The organism is Streptomyces sp. NPDC028305 (assembly GCF_055569495.1).
The window spans coordinates 147,921-164,605 of record NZ_JBVHTN010000002.1; the positions used below are offsets into that span (position 1 = coordinate 147,921).

21 protein-coding genes and 1 pseudogene are annotated in these 16,685 nt (G+C 71.4%); 17 read left to right on the plus strand and 5 right to left on the minus strand.

Annotated elements, in window-relative coordinates:
- Nucleotides 1–43 precede the first annotated feature (43 nt).
- On the plus strand, nucleotides 44–718 hold the full coding sequence (locus ACZ4WQ_RS07520; RefSeq protein ID WP_398374099.1) for a CBS domain-containing protein: 675 nt from the start codon (nucleotides 44–46) through the stop codon (nucleotides 716–718).
- A 49-nt stretch (nucleotides 719–767) separates the two neighbouring features.
- A complete protein-coding gene (locus ACZ4WQ_RS07525) occupies nucleotides 768–1,643 on the plus strand; it encodes a universal stress protein (protein ID WP_385340189.1) in 876 nt (291 codons plus the stop codon).
- 115 nt (nucleotides 1,644–1,758) lie between these two features.
- On the opposite strand, the gene ACZ4WQ_RS07530 is transcribed toward ACZ4WQ_RS07525, so the two are convergent.
- The gene (locus ACZ4WQ_RS07530) at nucleotides 1,759–2,637 is read right to left on the minus strand and encodes a universal stress protein (RefSeq protein ID WP_358843815.1); all 879 of its coding nucleotides are present in this window, start codon (nucleotides 2,635–2,637) and stop codon (nucleotides 1,759–1,761) included.
- 190 nt (nucleotides 2,638–2,827) lie between these two features.
- Here ACZ4WQ_RS07530 and ACZ4WQ_RS07535 point away from each other — a divergent pair, with 190 nt between their 5' ends.
- Nucleotides 2,828–5,569 (plus strand): bifunctional acetate--CoA ligase family protein/GNAT family N-acetyltransferase, encoded by a 2,742-nt coding sequence (locus tag ACZ4WQ_RS07535; RefSeq protein ID WP_398374100.1) that lies wholly within the window; start codon nucleotides 2,828–2,830, stop codon nucleotides 5,567–5,569.
- A 33-nt stretch (nucleotides 5,570–5,602) separates the two neighbouring features.
- On the opposite strand, the gene ACZ4WQ_RS07540 is transcribed toward ACZ4WQ_RS07535, so the two are convergent.
- Complete coding sequence (locus ACZ4WQ_RS07540) at nucleotides 5,603–6,460, minus strand: universal stress protein (protein WP_398374435.1); 858 nt, start codon at nucleotides 6,458–6,460, stop codon at nucleotides 5,603–5,605.
- Between the two features lie 227 nt (nucleotides 6,461–6,687).
- On the opposite strand from ACZ4WQ_RS07540, the pseudogene ACZ4WQ_RS07545 reads away from it, so the two are divergent.
- From ACZ4WQ_RS07545 to ACZ4WQ_RS07600, 12 genes and pseudogenes are all read left to right on the plus strand, one after another.
- A pseudogene (locus ACZ4WQ_RS07545) lies at nucleotides 6,688–7,140 on the plus strand (tellurite resistance TerB family protein); the annotation flags it as partial.
- A gap of 69 nt (nucleotides 7,141–7,209) precedes the next feature.
- Nucleotides 7,210–7,575: an ArsR/SmtB family transcription factor gene (locus tag ACZ4WQ_RS07550; protein ID WP_385340228.1), complete on the plus strand. Its 366-nt coding sequence runs from the start codon at nucleotides 7,210–7,212 to the stop codon at nucleotides 7,573–7,575.
- Nucleotides 7,576–7,691: 116 nt separating this feature from the next.
- Nucleotides 7,692–8,219, plus strand: coding sequence for a hypothetical protein (locus ACZ4WQ_RS07555; protein ID WP_385340186.1), 528 nt, complete (start codon nucleotides 7,692–7,694; stop codon nucleotides 8,217–8,219).
- A gap of 4 nt (nucleotides 8,220–8,223) precedes the next feature.
- Nucleotides 8,224–9,162, plus strand: coding sequence for an SRPBCC family protein (locus tag ACZ4WQ_RS07560; RefSeq protein WP_398374101.1), 939 nt, complete (start codon nucleotides 8,224–8,226; stop codon nucleotides 9,160–9,162).
- 30 nt (nucleotides 9,163–9,192) lie between these two features.
- Nucleotides 9,193–9,639, plus strand: a complete 447-nt coding sequence (gvpJ, locus tag ACZ4WQ_RS07565) for a gas vesicle protein GvpJ (RefSeq protein WP_398374102.1) — start codon at nucleotides 9,193–9,195, stop codon at nucleotides 9,637–9,639.
- Nucleotides 9,636–10,421 (plus strand): GvpL/GvpF family gas vesicle protein, encoded by a 786-nt coding sequence (locus tag ACZ4WQ_RS07570; protein WP_398374103.1) that lies wholly within the window; start codon nucleotides 9,636–9,638, stop codon nucleotides 10,419–10,421. The genes gvpJ and ACZ4WQ_RS07570 overlap by 4 nt, the downstream gene beginning before the upstream one ends.
- Before the next feature lie 2 nt (nucleotides 10,422–10,423).
- A complete protein-coding gene (locus ACZ4WQ_RS07575) occupies nucleotides 10,424–10,675 on the plus strand; it encodes a gas vesicle protein GvpG (protein WP_398374104.1) in 252 nt (83 codons plus the stop codon).
- A 3-nt stretch (nucleotides 10,676–10,678) separates the two neighbouring features.
- Nucleotides 10,679–11,065, plus strand: coding sequence for a gas vesicle protein GvpO (gene gvpO, locus ACZ4WQ_RS07580; RefSeq protein ID WP_398374105.1), 387 nt, complete (start codon nucleotides 10,679–10,681; stop codon nucleotides 11,063–11,065).
- The gene (locus tag ACZ4WQ_RS07585) at nucleotides 11,062–11,472 is read left to right on the plus strand and encodes a gas vesicle protein (protein ID WP_311721971.1); all 411 of its coding nucleotides are present in this window, start codon (nucleotides 11,062–11,064) and stop codon (nucleotides 11,470–11,472) included. Before gvpO ends, ACZ4WQ_RS07585 begins: the two co-directional genes overlap by 4 nt.
- Complete coding sequence (locus tag ACZ4WQ_RS07590) at nucleotides 11,469–12,278, plus strand: GvpL/GvpF family gas vesicle protein (RefSeq protein WP_398374106.1); 810 nt, start codon at nucleotides 11,469–11,471, stop codon at nucleotides 12,276–12,278. The genes ACZ4WQ_RS07585 and ACZ4WQ_RS07590 overlap by 4 nt, the downstream gene beginning before the upstream one ends.
- Complete coding sequence (locus ACZ4WQ_RS07595) at nucleotides 12,275–12,466, plus strand: gas vesicle protein (protein ID WP_358843710.1); 192 nt, start codon at nucleotides 12,275–12,277, stop codon at nucleotides 12,464–12,466. Before ACZ4WQ_RS07590 ends, ACZ4WQ_RS07595 begins: the two co-directional genes overlap by 4 nt.
- Nucleotides 12,444–12,791, plus strand: coding sequence for a gas vesicle protein K (locus ACZ4WQ_RS07600; RefSeq protein WP_358843709.1), 348 nt, complete (start codon nucleotides 12,444–12,446; stop codon nucleotides 12,789–12,791). Before ACZ4WQ_RS07595 ends, ACZ4WQ_RS07600 begins: the two co-directional genes overlap by 23 nt.
- A 20-nt stretch (nucleotides 12,792–12,811) precedes the next feature.
- Here the strand turns inward: ACZ4WQ_RS07600 and ACZ4WQ_RS07605 are convergent, their stop codons facing one another.
- Both ACZ4WQ_RS07605 and ACZ4WQ_RS07610 read right to left on the minus strand, forming a co-directional pair.
- On the minus strand, nucleotides 12,812–13,330 hold the full coding sequence (locus ACZ4WQ_RS07605) for a DUF6328 family protein (protein WP_398374107.1): 519 nt from the start codon (nucleotides 13,328–13,330) through the stop codon (nucleotides 12,812–12,814).
- Nucleotides 13,331–13,498: 168 nt separating this feature from the next.
- The gene (locus ACZ4WQ_RS07610; protein ID WP_385340181.1) at nucleotides 13,499–13,825 is read right to left on the minus strand and encodes a plasmid stabilization protein; all 327 of its coding nucleotides are present in this window, start codon (nucleotides 13,823–13,825) and stop codon (nucleotides 13,499–13,501) included.
- 239 nt (nucleotides 13,826–14,064) lie between these two features.
- Between ACZ4WQ_RS07610 and ACZ4WQ_RS07615 the strand changes: the two genes are divergently transcribed.
- Both ACZ4WQ_RS07615 and ACZ4WQ_RS07620 read left to right on the plus strand, forming a co-directional pair.
- Nucleotides 14,065–15,027, plus strand: coding sequence for a quinone oxidoreductase family protein (locus ACZ4WQ_RS07615; RefSeq protein WP_385340179.1), 963 nt, complete (start codon nucleotides 14,065–14,067; stop codon nucleotides 15,025–15,027).
- 65 nt (nucleotides 15,028–15,092) lie between these two features.
- The gene (locus ACZ4WQ_RS07620) at nucleotides 15,093–15,689 is read left to right on the plus strand and encodes a TetR/AcrR family transcriptional regulator (RefSeq protein ID WP_385340177.1); all 597 of its coding nucleotides are present in this window, start codon (nucleotides 15,093–15,095) and stop codon (nucleotides 15,687–15,689) included.
- A 30-nt stretch (nucleotides 15,690–15,719) separates the two neighbouring features.
- On the opposite strand, the gene ACZ4WQ_RS07625 is transcribed toward ACZ4WQ_RS07620, so the two are convergent.
- The gene (locus ACZ4WQ_RS07625; RefSeq protein WP_311721980.1) at nucleotides 15,720–16,616 is read right to left on the minus strand and encodes an RNA polymerase sigma-70 factor; all 897 of its coding nucleotides are present in this window, start codon (nucleotides 16,614–16,616) and stop codon (nucleotides 15,720–15,722) included.
- Between the last annotated feature and the right edge of the window lie 69 nt (nucleotides 16,617–16,685).

Genomic DNA, 16,685 nt, shown 5'->3' on the forward strand with positions numbered 1-16,685 from the left:
CGTGGGCTGCGAGGCTGGCAGCGAGTCCGAAGGGAGTCGGGACATGCACCACAGGACGGTCGGGGAACTCATGACCCGCAACGTGGTCCGGGCGCCACGCGAGATGCCGTTCAAGGAGATCGTGGAGCTGCTGGCGGAGAACGACGTCACCGCCGTGCCGGTTGTGGACGACTCCGGCCACCCGATCGGTGTCGTGTCAGAGGCCGATCTGCTGCGCAAGTCCTCCGGCCAGGCCGATCCGTCCGGTCGGGTGGCGATCCCGCACCTGGAGGCGTGGGAGCGCGCGAAGACCGAGGGAACGAGGGCGGAGGAGCTGATGTCGGCCCCGGCGGTGTGCGCGCGTCCGGAGTGGAGTGTGGTCGAGGCGGCCCGTCTGATGGCCGTCCAGGGCGTCAAGCGGCTGCCGGTGGTCGACGAGACCGACCAGTTGCTGGGCATCATCAGCCGCGCCGATCTCTTGCGGATCTTCCTGCGCCATGACGACGCGATCCGTGAGGAGATCGAGCGCGACGTGCTGCGCCGGACGTTGCGCCTGGCCCCCTCGGCGGTGACGGTCGACGTACGGGAGGGCGAGGTCACCCTGCGCGGCTCGGTGGAGTTCAGGAGTCTGGTCCCCATCATCGAGCGGCTGTGCCGGAGTGTGGACGGGGTGGTCTCGGTCACCGAGCACATCGCCTATGGGACCGATGACACGCAGGGGCCCGCCGCCGCCACATAAGACGTGGGCGGCTGGTATCGAGCGGCTGTGCGGGAGACGGAGCAACGCCATGGAGGAACAAGTCGTCACCGTGGGCCTCGACGGCTCGCCGGAGAGCCTCGCCGCCGCCCGCTGGGCCGCCGACGAGGCGGAGCGGCGCGAACTCGCGCTGCGTCTGCTGCACGCGTGGATTCTGTTGTCCCCGCCCACGCCCGACAGCCCCGCGGCGGATGACCAGAACTACTGGGCGAAGCGGATCGTGCACGACGCACACATGGAGCTCGGCCGCCGCCACCCGGATCTGCCCATCGCGGAGGAGATGGTCGCGGAGGAGGCCGAGACCGCCCTGCTCGACGCGGCGGCGCGGTCCCGGATGCTGGTGCTCGGGTCGCGGGGGATGGAGCCCTTGGCGAGCTTCTTCCTCGGCGACATCAGCCTCTACGTGGTCGGGCGGGCCGAGCGGCCGGTGGTCCTGGTGCGCGCGGGGGAGGCGGCGGAGGAACGGCCGTCCGAGGTCCGCGAGCGGGAGGTGGTGGTCGGACTGAGCCTGCACGGCCCCCAGGACAACCTGCTGGAGTTCGCGTATGTCACCGCGTTCACCCGCGGTGTCCCGTTGCGTGCCGTCCATGGCAGGGGCCTGCCGGTCCAGGCGTTCGTTCCGTGGGGTGTGGACCCCGGCATCGCCAGGGACGTCGCCGAGAAGGCGCAGCGGGAACTGGATGAGGTGCTGCGGCCGTGGCGGGAGAGGTTTCCGCGCGTGCGGGTGATCGACGAGGTGCGGCTCGAGAGCCCGGCGCAGGCCGTCGTACGGGCGGCCTCCGGCAGTGGGCTGCTGATCATCGGCCGGCGCAGACACCGGGCCGCCCTGGCGCCCCGGCTCGGCCCGGTGGTGCAGGCGGCCGTGCACCACGCCACGTGCCCGGTCGCCGTGGTCCCCCACGAATGAGGGGGCAGGGACCCCAATCCCGGAATCCGGCCACGAGCTGTGTCCTTACGGGTCAGCCCCTGATCCACGGGTCCGGACCCGGAGCGCGGCTGTCGCGTCGGAGCGGACCGACGTCTCAGCGCCGTTCCGGTACGACGGCGACCGGACACGCACAGTGGTGCAGTACGGCATGGCTGACCCGGCCGAGCTGCAGACCGGTGTGGTCCGGGCGGCGGAGGGCCCCGACCACCAGCAGATCCGCGCGCTCCGACATGCCCAGCAGAACCTGGTGCGCGCGTCCCTCGACCACATCGCGGTGGCACGTGATCTCGCGATGTTCGCGTTCGACCTGGTCCAGGACCTCGTTGAGGATGCTCGTCGCCTGCTCTTCGTAGAGCAGGGTGGTGGCCTCGTGTGCCAACAGCGTCCGGCCCGCGTGCCGCTCCGCCGGGCACAGCCAGGTCCGTACGGCGTGTACTTCGGCGTTCCGCGCCCGTGCCTCACGGAAGGCGAAGTGTGCCGCAGCCAGGCCCTCCGAGGGGTCGCCGACCGCGAGGACGACGCGCCCGAAGGCCCCCTCGCGGTTCCGCTCCCCGCCACGGACCACGATCACCGGGCACATGGCGCGGGCCGCCACCGCCAGGCTGACCGACCCCAGGAGCGAGCCGGCGAGCTCTCCTCTGCCCCGAGAGCCCGTGACCACGGCGAACGCTTCACGGCCCGCCGCCAGCAGCGCCGTCACGGTGTCTTCGGCCAGCGCTTCACCACACGCCTTGACGTCGGGGTCGCGCAGCGTCGCACGTTCCGTGGCGGACGCCGCGATCTGTTCGGCCAGGATCTCCCCGGAGGAGCGGCCGGTGGCGAAGACGGGGAAGCCCCCCTCGTACCGCTCCCAACGAGAGGCATGGACCAGGCGCAGGGGCAACCCGTGGCGGGCAGCCTCGTCCACGGCCCAGTCCACCGCCTGGAGACTGGATTCCGATCCATCGACACCCACGACCAGCGAGAGCGACATCATGCCCACCGCCTTCCTGCGACCTCGGGTACCCCTGTGTCCACGGTGGCACCGGCGGGTCTCGCGCGGGTGGGCGGGTCGGCCCCGGACCGGGAACGGTCGGCCCCGGCCCTCCGGGCCGCGGGGCGGCCGCGTTCGACGGAACACCCGCCGCCGCAGGTGGCGGTGCGTCCGGTGGGACACTGGCCGCATGGGCGACCGCGGCTTTGGCCGGACGCACTGCGGCGACGCGGTGCACGCGCTGCTCGCCGACGGCAGCACCGTCGAGATACGCGCCGCCAGGCCCCAGGACCGGGACGAAGTGCTGCGCATGCACCACGAGATGTCACCGGAGGACCTGCGGCTGCGGTTCTTCGCGGCCAATCCGAGCTACGCGGACGAGGCGGCGGCACGCATCTGCGCACCAGCACGCCCCGGCTACCGCGCGCTGCTCGCCGTGGCACAGGAGCGGGTGGTCGGTGCGGCGGAGTACACCACCCTCCCCGCGGCCCCCGGCGAGCCGGTGTCGGCCGAAATGGCCCTGGCCGTCGCCGAGGGCCGCCACGGGCAGGGAATCGGCACCCTGCTGCTGGAACACCTCGTCCACACGGCCAGGGACGCGGGGGTCTCGGCCTTCACCGCCGAGGCGCTCGCCGAGAACCACGCCGTCCTGAAGGTCTTCGCCGATCTGGGCCTGCGCACCTCCCGCCACTTCGACGGCACCGATGTGCGCTGCACCGTGCACCTGGAGGAGGACGAGCGCTATCTGTCGGCGGTGGACCGCCGCGGCCGGATCGCCGACGTGGCCAGCCTGCGGCCAGTGCTGCGGCCGCGCTCGGTAGCCGTCGTCGGAGCGGGACGCCGTCCCGGGTCGGTGGGGCGGGCGGTGCTCGGCAACCTCCGCGCCGGGGGATTCGCCGGAGCCCTGTACGCGGTCAACCCGCACACTGATGTCATCGAGGGAACGCCGGCCCGCCCGACGGTGGCGGCCCTTCCCCTGGCCCCGGAACTCGTCGTGCTCTGCGTGCCGGCACCCGCCGTCCCCAGGACGGCCGAGGAGTGCGGCGTCCGGGGGGTTCGGGTGCTGGTCGTCCTGACGGCCGGCCTCGACGCGGCCCAGGCCGAGGCGCTCCTCACCACCTGCCGCCGCTACGGGATGCGGCTGGTGGGCCCCAACTGCCTGGGCATCGCCAACACGGCCGACGAGGTGCGCCTCAACGCCACCTTCGCCGCGCACCCGCCGCTGCCCGGGTCGGCGGGGGTCGCCGTGCAGTCCGGAGGGGTGGGCATCGCGCTGCTCGAGCGGCTTCGCCGCCTGGGCGTGGGCATCTCCAGCTTCGTCTCGCTCGGCGACAAGTACGACGTCAGCGGCAACGACATGCTCCAGTGGTGGGAGTCCGACCACGGCACCCGCCTGGCCGTCCTCCACCTGGAGTCCTTCGGCAACCCCCGGGCCTTCTCCCGCACCGCCCGACGGGTCGCCCGTGGCATGCCGGTCCTCACCGTGGACGCGGGCCGCTCGGACGCCGGACGGCGCGCCGCCGCCTCACACACCGCCGCCGCGGCCACCCCCACCATGACCCGTCGTGCCCTGTTCGCCCAGGCCGGGATCATCGCCACCCGGAGCATCGCCGAACTGACCGACACCGCGGCCCTGCTGTACGCCCAGCCGTCGCCCGCCGGAGCCGATGTCGCGGTGGTCAGTAACGCGGGAGGCGCCGGAGTGCTCGCCGCCGACGCCTGCGTCGAGGCGGGGCTGAGCGTCCCCGCCCTCGATACCGTCCTGGCCGGTGAACTCCGCACGCTCCTGCCGCCCGGGGCGGCCACCGCCAACCCCGTGGACACCACGGCCGCGGTGACCGCCGACCGGCTGCGCGCCTGCGTGGACCGGCTCGCCGCACACGGCGCCGTCGACGCGGTGCTGGTGGTCCTGGTCCCCACCGCGCTGGCCACCGGCACCGACCAGGACCCGCTGCTCGCCCTCACCGGCACACCGGGCCGGCACCCCCGGCCGGTCGCCGCGGTCCTCCTCGACCAGGAGGCCCCCGTACGACTGCTCGCGAGCACCGACGACCGCGCCGTCCCGGCCTACGCCGAGCCGCAGTCGGCCGCCCGAGCCCTCACCCACGCCGTCCGCTATGCCCGCTGGCGCGCCGAACCGCCGGGCACCGTACCGCCGCTGTCCGGGATCGACACCGTCGGCGCCACGGCCATCGTGGCGGAACACCTCACCCGCCACCCCGACGGCGGCTGGCTCGACCCCCGCGCCTGCGCCGCCCTGCTCGACCGCTACCACATCCCCCAACTGCCCTGGGCCTGGGCCGAGGACGAGGACAGCGCCGCCGAGGCCGTCCGCCACCTCGCCGAGGAGAACACCCGGATCGCTCTCAAGGCGTACTGGCCCGGGCTGGTGCACAAGAGCGACCAGGGAGCGCTGCGACTCGAACTCGAGGGAGCGGAAGCGGTCCGCGACGCCTACCGGGACCTGCGGGAACGCTTCCGGGACCGCATGACCGGCGCGCTGGTGCAGCCGATGGCGCGCCGTGGCACCGAGTTGTTCGCCGGCGTCGTGCAGGACGAGGTGTTCGGCCCGTTGGTGCTCTTCGGCCTCGGGGGCACCGCCACCGACCTGCTCGCCGACCACGCCGCCAGGCTCGCGCCGCTCACCGACCGCGATGTGCACACCCTCATGACCTCCCCGCGCTGCGCCCCGCTGCTCTTCGGCTACCGGGGCGGCGGGGCCGTGGACCTGGAGCGGCTGGAGCAACTGCTGCTGCGGTTGTCCCGGATGGCCTGCGACCTCCCGCAACTCGCCGAGGCGGACCTCAACCCGGTGGTCGCCCGGCCCGAGGGCGTGGTGGCGCTCGATGTCAGGCTGCGGATCCTGCCCCGTCATGCACACGACCCCTACCTGCGTCGGCTGCGCGCGGCCGGAGCCCGGCGGGGGACCTGAACACCGGGCCCCGGGAGGCAGGGTGCAGATCTGTCATGCCTGCTGCGGGACGACGGCGACCGGGCAGTCGGCGTGTTGCAGTACGGAGTGGCTCACCCGCCCGAGCTGTAGACCAGTGTGTCCATGACGTCGGAGCGCGCCGACCACCAGCAGATCGGCGTCGGCGGACGCGGCGAGCAGGACCCTGTGCGCGGGCCCCTCGACCGTGGCCCGACGCGGGGCGGTGCCGCCCTCGTCTGCCTTGACCTGGTTCAAGGCGTCGTCGAGTATCCGGGCGGCCTGCTCCTCGTGCACATGGTCCGTATCGTCCAGATGTCTCCCGGCCGGTCGCCGCCAGGCCCGTACCGCGTGCAGTTCGCAGCCCCGCGCCCGGGCTTCACCGAGGGCGAACCGTGCAGCTGCCGAGTCTTCGGCGCGGTCGCCGACCGCCAGCACCACCCGGCCGAAGCCTCCACGGAGATTCCGTTCCGCACCGCGGACCACGATCACCGGGCACAGCGCGCGGGCCGCCACCGCCAGGCTCACCGAGCCCAGCAGCATTCCGGACAGCTCGCTTCTGCCGCGGTTGCCCGTGATCACGGCGAATGCCGCGCGGCCCTTGTCCAGCAGGGCGCTCACGGCGTCATCGGGCCGCACCTCGCCGGACACCTTGACGTCGGGGTCGCGCAGCCGGGCGCGCTCCGCGCAGGAGGCGATGATGTGGTCGGCCATCACCTCCCCGGCGGGGCGGTCGGCACTGAACGACGGGAGGTTTCCCTCGTAGCGTTCCCATCGGGCCGTGTGGACCAGGCGCAGGGTCAGTCCCCGGTGCGCCGCCTCGTCCACGGCCCAGTCCACCGCCCGCAGACTGGAGTCCGATCCGTCGACACCCACGACCAGCGGGAACTCCATCCTTCCCACCGCCTCTCCTGCGACTGACTCGTTTCCTGTGGCCGATCCGGTCCCGGTACTTCTATGGTCACCGTGACACCGCGCGCGGCCCACTCGGGATGAGTGGGAAGCGGTCCGGCGGCCGAGAGAAGATGGTGAAGGCACGGCTTCTTTTTTGGTGCCTCTCTACAAACCTGTAGATTCTGTTTCCTCCTCATTTGGCGGGCAGTACTGGCAAGGAGATACAGATGGCGCTGTGGGACCGCATCAAGGACTCGGCCCAGACGATGCAGGCCCAGCTCACGGCGAAGAAGAACGAGTTGCGGAGCGGGGCGTTCCGGGACGCGAGCATGGCGATGTGCGCCCTGGTGGCGGCGGCGGACGGGACGATCGACCCGTCCGAGCGACAGCGCGTCGCCCAGCTCATCGCCACCAACGACGTGCTCCAGAACTTTCCCCCGGGCGATCTGCACCGCCGCTTCGAGGAACACCTCGACCAGCTCACCGAGGACTTCCCTCTCGGCAAGGTGAGCGCCATGCAGGAGATCGGCAAGGCGAAGAAGAAGCCGGCGGAGGCGCGAGCCGTCATCCAGATCGGCATCGTCATCGGCTGTGCCGACGGACACTTCGACGACAGTGAGCGGACCGTCGTCCGCGAGGCCTGCTCGGCCCTCGACATCCCTCCGGCCGAGTTCGACCTGCACCGCGCTCTCCGCGTTCCCCGCCCGTACCGGGCCCTGGACGAACTCCCGCGGCTGTCCGAAGACCGATTGCCGCCGCGAGCGGAATCCGGTACGGAACAGGCGGCGCGCCCCGAGGCCGCCATCCCCGACGACGACCTTCAGGTCTTTCTCAAGGCGCTGGCCAGCACGACGCGTCAGCGGCTCTTCGCGCACTTCGCCGGTGGGGAGGAGCTGACGGTCGGCGAGGTCGCCGAGCGTGCCGGACTCGGCCCGTCGACCACCTCCGAGCATCTCGCGGTCCTCCGCCGCGGCGGCCTGCTCCAGTCAACGCGCACCGGCAAGTTGGTCCGCTACCGCGCCGACGAGGAGGGCATCGCCGAACTGCTCGGCCAGCTCCATTCCTACCTCCTCGCCCCGGCGGAACCGCAGGGCACGCGCGCTTCCCGGGGCTGAAGGCGATGCCGTGACGTCGTCGACGGTCCCTGTGCCGACGGTCGGACCGGTGGAATGCGCCATACTTGGTGATATGTCCATATAGTGCGTTCACCCGACAGGGAAGGTATGGGCGGATGACGAACAACGGCCAAGTGGCGCTCGCTTTCACCAGCGGCTATCTCCTCGGACGCGGTCATCGGATGCGCTCGGCACTCGCCCTCGCCGGTCTGACCGCAGGCAGGCGGCTCGTAGCGGGCCGGGGTGCGATGGGGCCGGCGCAGGTGAGCTCCTCCGAGCTCGGCAAACTGAGCCACGAGGTGCGCGACCAGATCGTGGCGGCCGGTCGGTCGGCGGCCATGTCGGCGGCCAGTCATCGTATCGACGCGCTGAGTGACCGGCTGGAGCGGCAGGCCGAGGCGCTGCGCTCCGGCTCCGACGGCCACACGGGGGACGGCCACAGGGAGGGCGGCCGCAAGGAGAGCGGGGAAGCCGGGGAGTCGAAGGCGCGGGACGAGGAGCGCGGAGGCGAGCGGAGATCCGGTCGCGAGGAGCGCTCCCGCGGCGGCGAGCAGGAGACCAGGCACAAGAGGACGGCCGACCGTCCGGAGCGGCCCCGGAGGAGGGCCGACGCCGGAGGATCCGAGCGGCGGGACCGGGGGTGAGGACATGGCCGAGCGACCGGACGGCCACCGTGCTCACGGCGCGCTCTCCACGCTGACCAAGGAGCTGCCCACCGAGCGTCTGATGCAGGAGACGCAGAATCTGCTCACCGCGCTCGGCGAGCGCGCCGTGAGCACGGTCACCCACCTCGGGGAAGGTGGCGGCGTCGGGTTCAAGGTGCCGGTGAAGCCGCTGCTCAAGGCGGGTGCGCGGCAGCTCGCGGAGAAGGCGAAGGAGAAGGTCACGGAGGCAGTGCCGGGCCTCGGCGGGGGCGGTGGCGGCGGCAAGGGCAAGAAGTTCAAGGTCACCAACATCGTTGAGCAGATCGACGTGGGTGTCCCGGTCTCGGTCGCCTACAACCAGTGGACGCGGTTCGAGGACTTCCCCAGCTTCATGAAGAAGGTGGAGGACGTCGAGCAGCGGTCCGAGGCGGAGGTCGACTGGAAGGCCCAGATCTTCCTCTCGCACCGCAAGTGGCAAGCCGAGATCGTCGACCAGGTGCCGGACGAGCACATCGTCTGGCGGTCCCGCGGCCAGAAGGGCCATGTGGACGGTGCGGTCACCTTCCACGAGGTGGCCCCGAACCTCACCCGGATCCTGCTCGTCCTCCAGTACCACCCGCAGGGCTTCTTCGAGCACACCGGCAACCTCTGGCGGGCCCAGGGCCGCCGGGCGCGCCTGGAGCTGAAGCACTACCGCAGGCATGTCATGTCCGAGGTGCTGCTGCATCCCGACGAGGTCGACGGCTGGCGTGGCGAGATCCATGACGGCGAGGTCGTCCCGGCCGAGGGTGAGGAGCGCGAGGGCGAGGAGCCCAGGGACGAGTACGACGAAGAGGAAGACGAGCGCGAGAGCGAGGACGCGTACGCCGAAGAGGAGGAAGCGGAAGGCGAGTACGAGGAGGAGGACGAGGACGAGGCGCCCCGGCGGCGCTCGCGCCGCTGACGGACCCCCGCCCCGGAACGGGTGAGCGTGGTGACCGTAGCAAGTCAGCAAGGCCATTATCTGGACCGGCCCTCCGCCAGCGGTCTGGCCGACGTGGTCGGCGTGATCCTGGACAAGGGACTGGTCATCGACGTCTATGTCCGGGTGTCGCTGGTAGGCATCGAGCTGCTGACGATCGACGCCCGCATCGTCATCGCCAGCGTCGACACCTATCTCAAGTTCGCCGAGGCGACGAGCCGGCTCGACATCGCCCGCAGCGGGACCGAGACCCGCGGTCTGCCGGGTCTGATGGACGAGATGCGCGAGGGCGGCGCACGCCAGAAGACCAAGGGTGCCCTGGAGGGCGTCAAGGAGAAGGTCAGCGACCTTCTCGAGCCCGCGGAGGACGAGGAGGACGAGGAGGACGAGTACGCCGAGGCCGAGGAGCGGCCCCGGCGCCGGAGGAGCCGGACCAGTGACAGGGAGCGCGAGCCATGATGGCCGGGGACGGACCTGCCTGCTACGTGTACGGGGTGATACCCGACGAAGGGGGCGACAAGGCGGTCAAGGACCTGCCCGCCGTCGGCGCCCCGGACTCCCCGGTGACCTTCGTCAGGGACCGCGGGCTGGCCGCGGCGGTGAGTGAGGTGCCCACGGAACAGCCGCTCGGTACCCCGGACGACCTGCGCGCCCACGCCCAGGTGCTGGACACCCTGGCAGCCTCGGGCCTGCCCGTGCTGCCGCTGCGGTTCGGCACGGTGGTGCGGGACGAGCGAGCGGTGACCGAGGAGCTGCTGACCGAGGGCCATGACGACTTCACCTGGGCACTCGACCGGCTCCGGGGCAGCGCCCAGTTCACCCTCCGGGCCCGCTATGTCCAGGACGAGGTGTTGCGCGAGGTGCTGGACGAACACGTCGAGGCCAGGCGGCTGCGGGAGGAGCTGGAAGGGCTGCCGGAGGACGCCGGATACGACCTGCGCATCCAGCTGGGGCAGCTGGTCGTGGAGGCCGTCGGCGCCAAGCGGGAGGTGGACGCCCGGGAGATCGAGCAGCGGGTCGCGCCGTTCGCGCTCGCGGTGGCGACCTCCGAGCCGGAGTCCGCCGAAGGGGTCGTGAACGCCGCCTTCCTGATCGAGGACAAGCAGCGCGGGGCGTTCGAGCAGGCGGCGGAGCAGCTGGCCCGGCAGTGGAACGGCCGGGTCCGGCTGCGGCTGCTGGGGCCGCTGGCGCCGTACGACTTCGTGGCCGACGCGCTGCGCCGGGTGGAGGAAGGCGGCTAGCCATGGGCCTGTTGACCGGGCTGCTGACCCTTCCGCTCGCCCCGGTGCGCGGCGTCGCATGGATCGCCGAGCAGGTGCGACAGGAGGCCCTCCGGGAGCTCTACGACCCGACGGTGATCCATGAGCGCTTGGAGGCGGTCGCGGAGGCCCGCGAGTCGGGGGAGCTGTCCGAGGACGAGGCGGCGGAGCTGGAGAGCGAGCTGGTCGGCCGGCTGATGCGGGGCGGACCCCCGGCCGGGGGCCTGGAGGTATGAGCCGTGGCCCGTGCGGAACGGGACGACCGCGATCGGCGCGACGACCGCCGTGACGACCGCCGTGACGACGCCCGTGACCGGCGCGAGACCCACACCCGGGAGCGCCCGCGGCGCCCGGCGCGGCCGGCGATGGACGCCCGCGAGGCCGCCCGGAGCGCCGTGCGCCAGGTGGGGGAGCTCACCGGGGCGGAGCCCGAAGGGGTGGTCTCGCTGGAGCGAGGCGAGGAGGGCTGGCGGGTCGGCGTCGAGGTGGTGGAGATCCACCGGATCCCGGACACCACCGACGTGCTCGCCCTCTACCAGGTCACCGTGGACGACCACGGCGATCTCGTCTCCTACCGCCGGGCCAGGCGCTACTCCCGGTGTCAGTCGGAGGAGGGTGGCGGATGAGTGAGAACTTCGGCCAGGCCGGCGGGAACGTGCCGAGCCGACGAGTTGGCGCCACCCGCGAGCCCGCCCGCCACGAGCCCGCCAACCTGGCCGACATCCTCGAGCGCGTGCTCGACAAGGGGATCGTCATCGCGGGGGACATCCGGATCAACCTGCTGGACATCGAACTGCTCACGATCAAGATCCGGCTGCTGGTGGCCTCGGTCGACCGGGCCCGTGAGATGGGCATCGACTGGTGGGAGCACGACCCCACGCTCTCCTCCGGCGCCCGCGACGTCCTGGAGGAGAACGAACGGCTGCGGCGGCGGCTCGGGGAGCTTGAGAGCGGCCGCGGCGAGCGGCGGGAGGTGCAGCGGGAGCCCGAGGAGCGCGAGGATCGGGAGGAAGCAGGAGGGGAGGAGCGGTGACCGGGCCCGAGGCCACCTGGCTCTACGCGGTGACGTCCCCCGAGGCGGTCGGCGGTGGTGTGCCCGCCGACGTCACCGGCGTGGCGGGCGAGCCGGTGCGCGTGGTCGAGGGCGCGGGGCTCGCGGCCGTGGTCGGTTCCGTACCCCTGGCCGACTTCGACGAGCGGGCGCTGCGCGCGCACCTGGAGGACCTGCGCTGGCTGGAGCGGACGGCCCGCGCCCACCACCGGGTCATCGACGCGGCCGCCGACCGGGGCCACGTCGTTCCGCTGCGCTTCGCGACGCTCTACCACGACGACCACCGGGTCCGCGCCATGCTGGAGGCACGGCGGGCGGACTTCGCCTCCGCGCTGCGCCGGGTGGCCGGGCGGACCGAGTGGGGCGTGAAGGCGTACATTGACCCTCGGGCGTTTCTCCCGGACCCGGCCGAGAGCGCGGCCGGGGGTGCGGCCGGGGGCGGGCAGCGGCCCGGTGCCGCCTATCTCGCGCGCCGCCGTGCCGAGCGGCAGGATCAGGACACGGCCCATCTGCGCGCCACCGAGTGGGCGGAGGAGATCCACGCGACCCTGGCCCGGCTGTCGGCCGCGACCGCCGAACACCCGCCGCAGGACGCGGCGCTCGCCGCGTACGAGGGGTGGATGGTGCTCAACAACTCCTACCTGGTGCCGGACGACCGCACCGACGAGTTCACCGCCGAGGTCACAGCGCTCGGCGAGCGCTACCCCGAGATCGATCTGGAGGTCAGCGGCCCGTGGCCGCCGTACTCGTTCACGGCGCTGCCGCGACCGGATGTGGAGGAGCCGTGACACGCGCGATCGAACGGCGCGAGGTGGCCCTGGTGGACCTGCTGGACCGGGTGCTGGCCGGAGGGGTCGTGATCAGCGGAGAGATCACCCTGTGCATCGCCGACATCGATCTCGTGCGCATCTCCCTCCGGGCGCTGATCGCTTCCGTACGCGTGGAAGCCGAAGATGACGACCGACCGCGGGCCTGACGACCGCCGGCCGCCCGACCACCGCCGCCACGACGAACGCCGCCCCGGCGACCCGCGGCGCATCACCGTGGACCCGGAGTCGGTGCGGCGCAGCCTGGCGGGCCTGGTGCTGACCATCGTGGAGCTGCTGCGCCAGCTGATGGAGCGCCAGGCGCTGCGCCGGGTCGACCAGGGCGACATCAGCGACGAGCAGATCGAGGAGCTGGGGCTGACCCTCATGGCCCTGGAGGAGAACATGGCCGAGCTGCGTGAACACTTCGGCCTGACCCAGGACGACCTGAACATCGACCTCGGCCCGCTGGGCCCGTTGCTTCCCCGCGACTAGGGGTAACGCGTACCGCGGCATCAGCGCCGCTCCTTGCGCGAGCGGTGGAAAAGCCAGACCGCGGGTACGAACCAGCAGCTCACGAACCACACCAGGGCCACGGCCGCCAGCCAGAACGCGGTCACATCGGACACGACGACGCGCAGGATCAGCAGCAGCGCCGACTCCACGGTGCACAGCAGCAGCACGAGTCCGGCCACGGTGAAGCGCGCCGCCACATGGACCGTCTCCGGCTTCAGCCGGCGCCCGGTGACGATCCGGTGCAAGGAGACCGGTGCGATCAACGCTCCGGTGGCCGCCGCGCCCAGCAGGACGGTCACGACGTAGATGGTCCGATCCGAGTGTCCCAGGCTCTGAAAGCGCGGGGTGAAGGCGACCGTGAGCAGGAAGGCGAACAGAATCTGCATGCCCGTCTGCGTCACTCGCACTTCCTGGAGCAGCTCGGCCCACCTGCGGTCGGCCCGCTCCTCCCGGGTCTCGACGCGACCGGACGGTTGCTCACGGCCGTCATGCCCCGACGCTTCGCCGTCGTCATGCATCACGCGCGCTCCTCACCCAACCGCCCTTCCCCACGGGCACCACCTCATGCGAGCCCATACGGGTGGACGGCGAGGCGGGCCGCCGATTCCAGTATCTGGGCGTGGACGAACGCCTGGGGCAGATTGCCGCGCGGGGACGGCGTCCGGAGGGGTTTGGCTAGCCGCGTGTCAGCGGCCGAGCGCCTTCGCCAACTGCTCCTTGTTCATATGGGAGCGGCCCTCGATGCCGCGGTGCTTGGCCTCGTTGTACAGCTGGTCACGCGTGGGGCCCCTGGCTCCGCTGTGCGACCGCTGTCCGCCCCGCTCCGGCGCGGACTTCGGGTCCCGCGTGGAGGTCCTGCTGGCGGTCTTCGCCTCGCCGGCTCGGGCACGTTCCTTGTTGACGGTACGAGCGGCGATCTCCTTGGCCCGGGAGGTGGGCGTACCACGCTCTTCCTGGCTCTCCTTGATGTGCTCGTACTGGCGTTCCCGCTTGCGGCTGGATCCTGAAGGCATTGTTCGGCCTCTCCTTCCCGAGCATGCTGAACTCCACGTTCAACCCTAAGGCGCAGGACTGTTTCACCGCAGTGCGGCGGCCACCGGGGCATCCGCCCACTGCTGAAACTTGGCCGGGACCCGCCCGGGCAGGATCTTGCCAAGATTCTGGACTTGCTGGTCCATTTTTGGATCTCTACGGTGCACAACGTCGACGCCCAAGGTGGGGCTCGGCGACTGCTCACGGAGAGGCAATCCCCATGCACGCGATCCACATCCAGAACCACGGCGGCCCGGAGGTCATGACCTGGACCGAATTTCCCGATCCGGTGCCCGGCCCCGGTGAAGCGCTGGTCCGGCTCGGTGCCGCAGGGGTCAATTACATGGACGTGGGCGCCCGGTCGGTGGGCGGCCCGGGCTGGGCGGCTCCGACGATTTTGGGTGTCGAGGGCATGGGGTACGTGACCGCGGTCGGTGCCGGGGTCGACGATCTGGCCGTCGGCGACCGGGTGGCCTGGTTCTACCACGTGGGCAGCTATGCGGATGTGCTGGCCATTCCCGTGGACTCGCTGGTGAAGGTCCCGGACGACGTGCCGGACGAGACCGCGGCCGCCGTAATGATGCAGGGACTGACCGCGAATCACTTCACCACCGAGACGTACGCGATCAAGCCCGGGGACACGGCCGTTGTGCACGCCGCGGCCGGTGGGGTGGGTCTGCTGCTGACGCAGATGATCAAGGCTCGGGGCGGCCAGGTGATCGGCCTGGTCTCCCGGGAGGAGAAGGTGGCGGTGGCCGAGGAGGCCGGCGCCGACCACGTCCTGGTGTCGGCCGGGGACGGCTTCGAGGACCGGGTGAGGGAGCTGACGGGCGGCGAGGGCGCGCACGTGGTGTACGACGGGGGCGGCACCGCCACGTTCCGGTCTTCGCAGCTGTCCCTACGGCTGCACGGTGTGCACGCCTATTACGGACCCTTCATGGGGATCCCGTCGATCTCCGTGACCGATCTGCCGAAGAGCATTCTGCTGACCTATCCGGTCGTGCACCACCACGTTCCCACCCGGGAAGCCCTGGTCGAGCGAAGCTCCGAGGTTTTCGACATGGTCAGGAAGGGCCAGGTCACCCCACGCATCGGAGCCCGCTATGCCCTCTCGGAAGCCGCGCGGGCACACGCGGACCTCGAGTCCCGCCGGACCACCGGGAAACTGCTGCTGATTCCCTGAACACACATGTAGGGTCCCTTCCGCCACCGGAGAAACCGCAGAAAGTTCGACACCGGGAGGGTCTTGTGCCGTTGACGCGCAAGGGCGCCGCTACGAAGCAGCGCATCATCGAAGGCACCGCCTCGGCGATCCGGCGGCACGGCGTGTTCGCCATGACCCTCGACGACGTCATAGCGTGTACGGCGACCAGCAAGAGCCAGCTGTTCCACTACTTCCCCGGCGGGAAGGAGGAACTGCTGCTGGCCGTGGCCCGTCACGAGGCGGCCCGAGTGATCAGCGACCAGCAGCCGGAGCTCTCCACCCTCACGTCATGGCCCGCCTGGCAGGACTGGCGCGACAAAGTGGTCTCCCGCTATCGCGAGCAGGGCAGGGACTGTCCGCTCCATGTGGCGATCTCGCAGGCCGGGTCGGCCACGGAAGGCGCGCAGGCCGTGGCCACGGAGCTGCTCGAGAAGTGGCAACACGAGTTGGCCGCGGGCATCCGGCACATGCAGGACATCGGTGAGGTGGACGCCGATCTGGACACCGACAACAGCGCGGCGGCGCTTCTGGCCGGCATCCAGGGCGGAGTGTTGATCTTCATGTCGACGGGTCGTCTGACACATCTCGAGGCCGCCCTGGACCAGGGCATCGCTTCCCTGCGATGCAGGGCCGCTTCCTGAGGGTTGCCGTGTGCGGCTGACGGCCTCTGTTCATCGCAGGGTGAGCGGCGTCTCGGATTCGACGCGGGTCAGTTTCTCGGGGTTGCGGACGTAGTAGAGGCCGGTGATGCGGTCGTCCTCGACGCGGGCCGCCATGACGCCGTCGATCTCGCCGTCCAGGCGGAAGACGAGCCCCGGGTTGCCGTTGACCGTGGTCGGACCGACGGTGACCGTGGCAGTGGTCCTGCCGAGGCCGCCGGTCAGGAAACGGATCACCTTCTCGGCGCCGATGACCGGTCGCAGCGCGGCCTGCTTGATGCCACCGCCGTCGTTGACGACGACGATCTCGGGTGCGAGCACGTCGAGCAGCCCCTGGAGGTCCCTGGTTTCCAGTGCCTGCCGGAACGCCTCCAGAGCCGCCCGGGTCCGGCTCGCGGAGACCACCGCGCGGGGGCGGCGGGCGTCGATGTGCCGGCGGGCGCGGTGGGCGATCTGGCGGACGGCGGCGGGGCTCTTGTCGACGGCGGCCGCGATCTCGTCGTAACCGATGCCGAAGGCCTCGCGCAGGACGAAGACGGCGCGCTCGGTCGGCGACAGGGTTTCGAGGACGAGCATGAGCGCCATCGACACGCTCTCGGCGAGTTCGACGTCGTCGGCCACGTCCGGCGTGGTGAGCAACGGCTCGGGCAGCCAGGGGCCGACGTATGCCTCCTTGCGGCGTTTCATGGTGCGCAGTCGGTTGAGTGACTGCCGGGTGGTGATGCGGACCAGGTAGGCGCGCTGGTCGAGTACCTGGTCCTGGTCGACGTCGACCCAGCGCAGCCAGGTCTCCTGGAGGACGTCCTCGGCGTCGGCCGCCGAGCCGAGCATCTCGTAGGCGACGGTGAAGAGCAGGTTGCGATGGGTGACGAACGCCTCGGTCGCCGGACCGGCGGCGTGGTCGCTCATGTCCCGTCCTGGGGTGCCGGAGGCCGTCAAGCGTGCATCCACAGCAAGATCCTTTCTCTCCTCGAATGT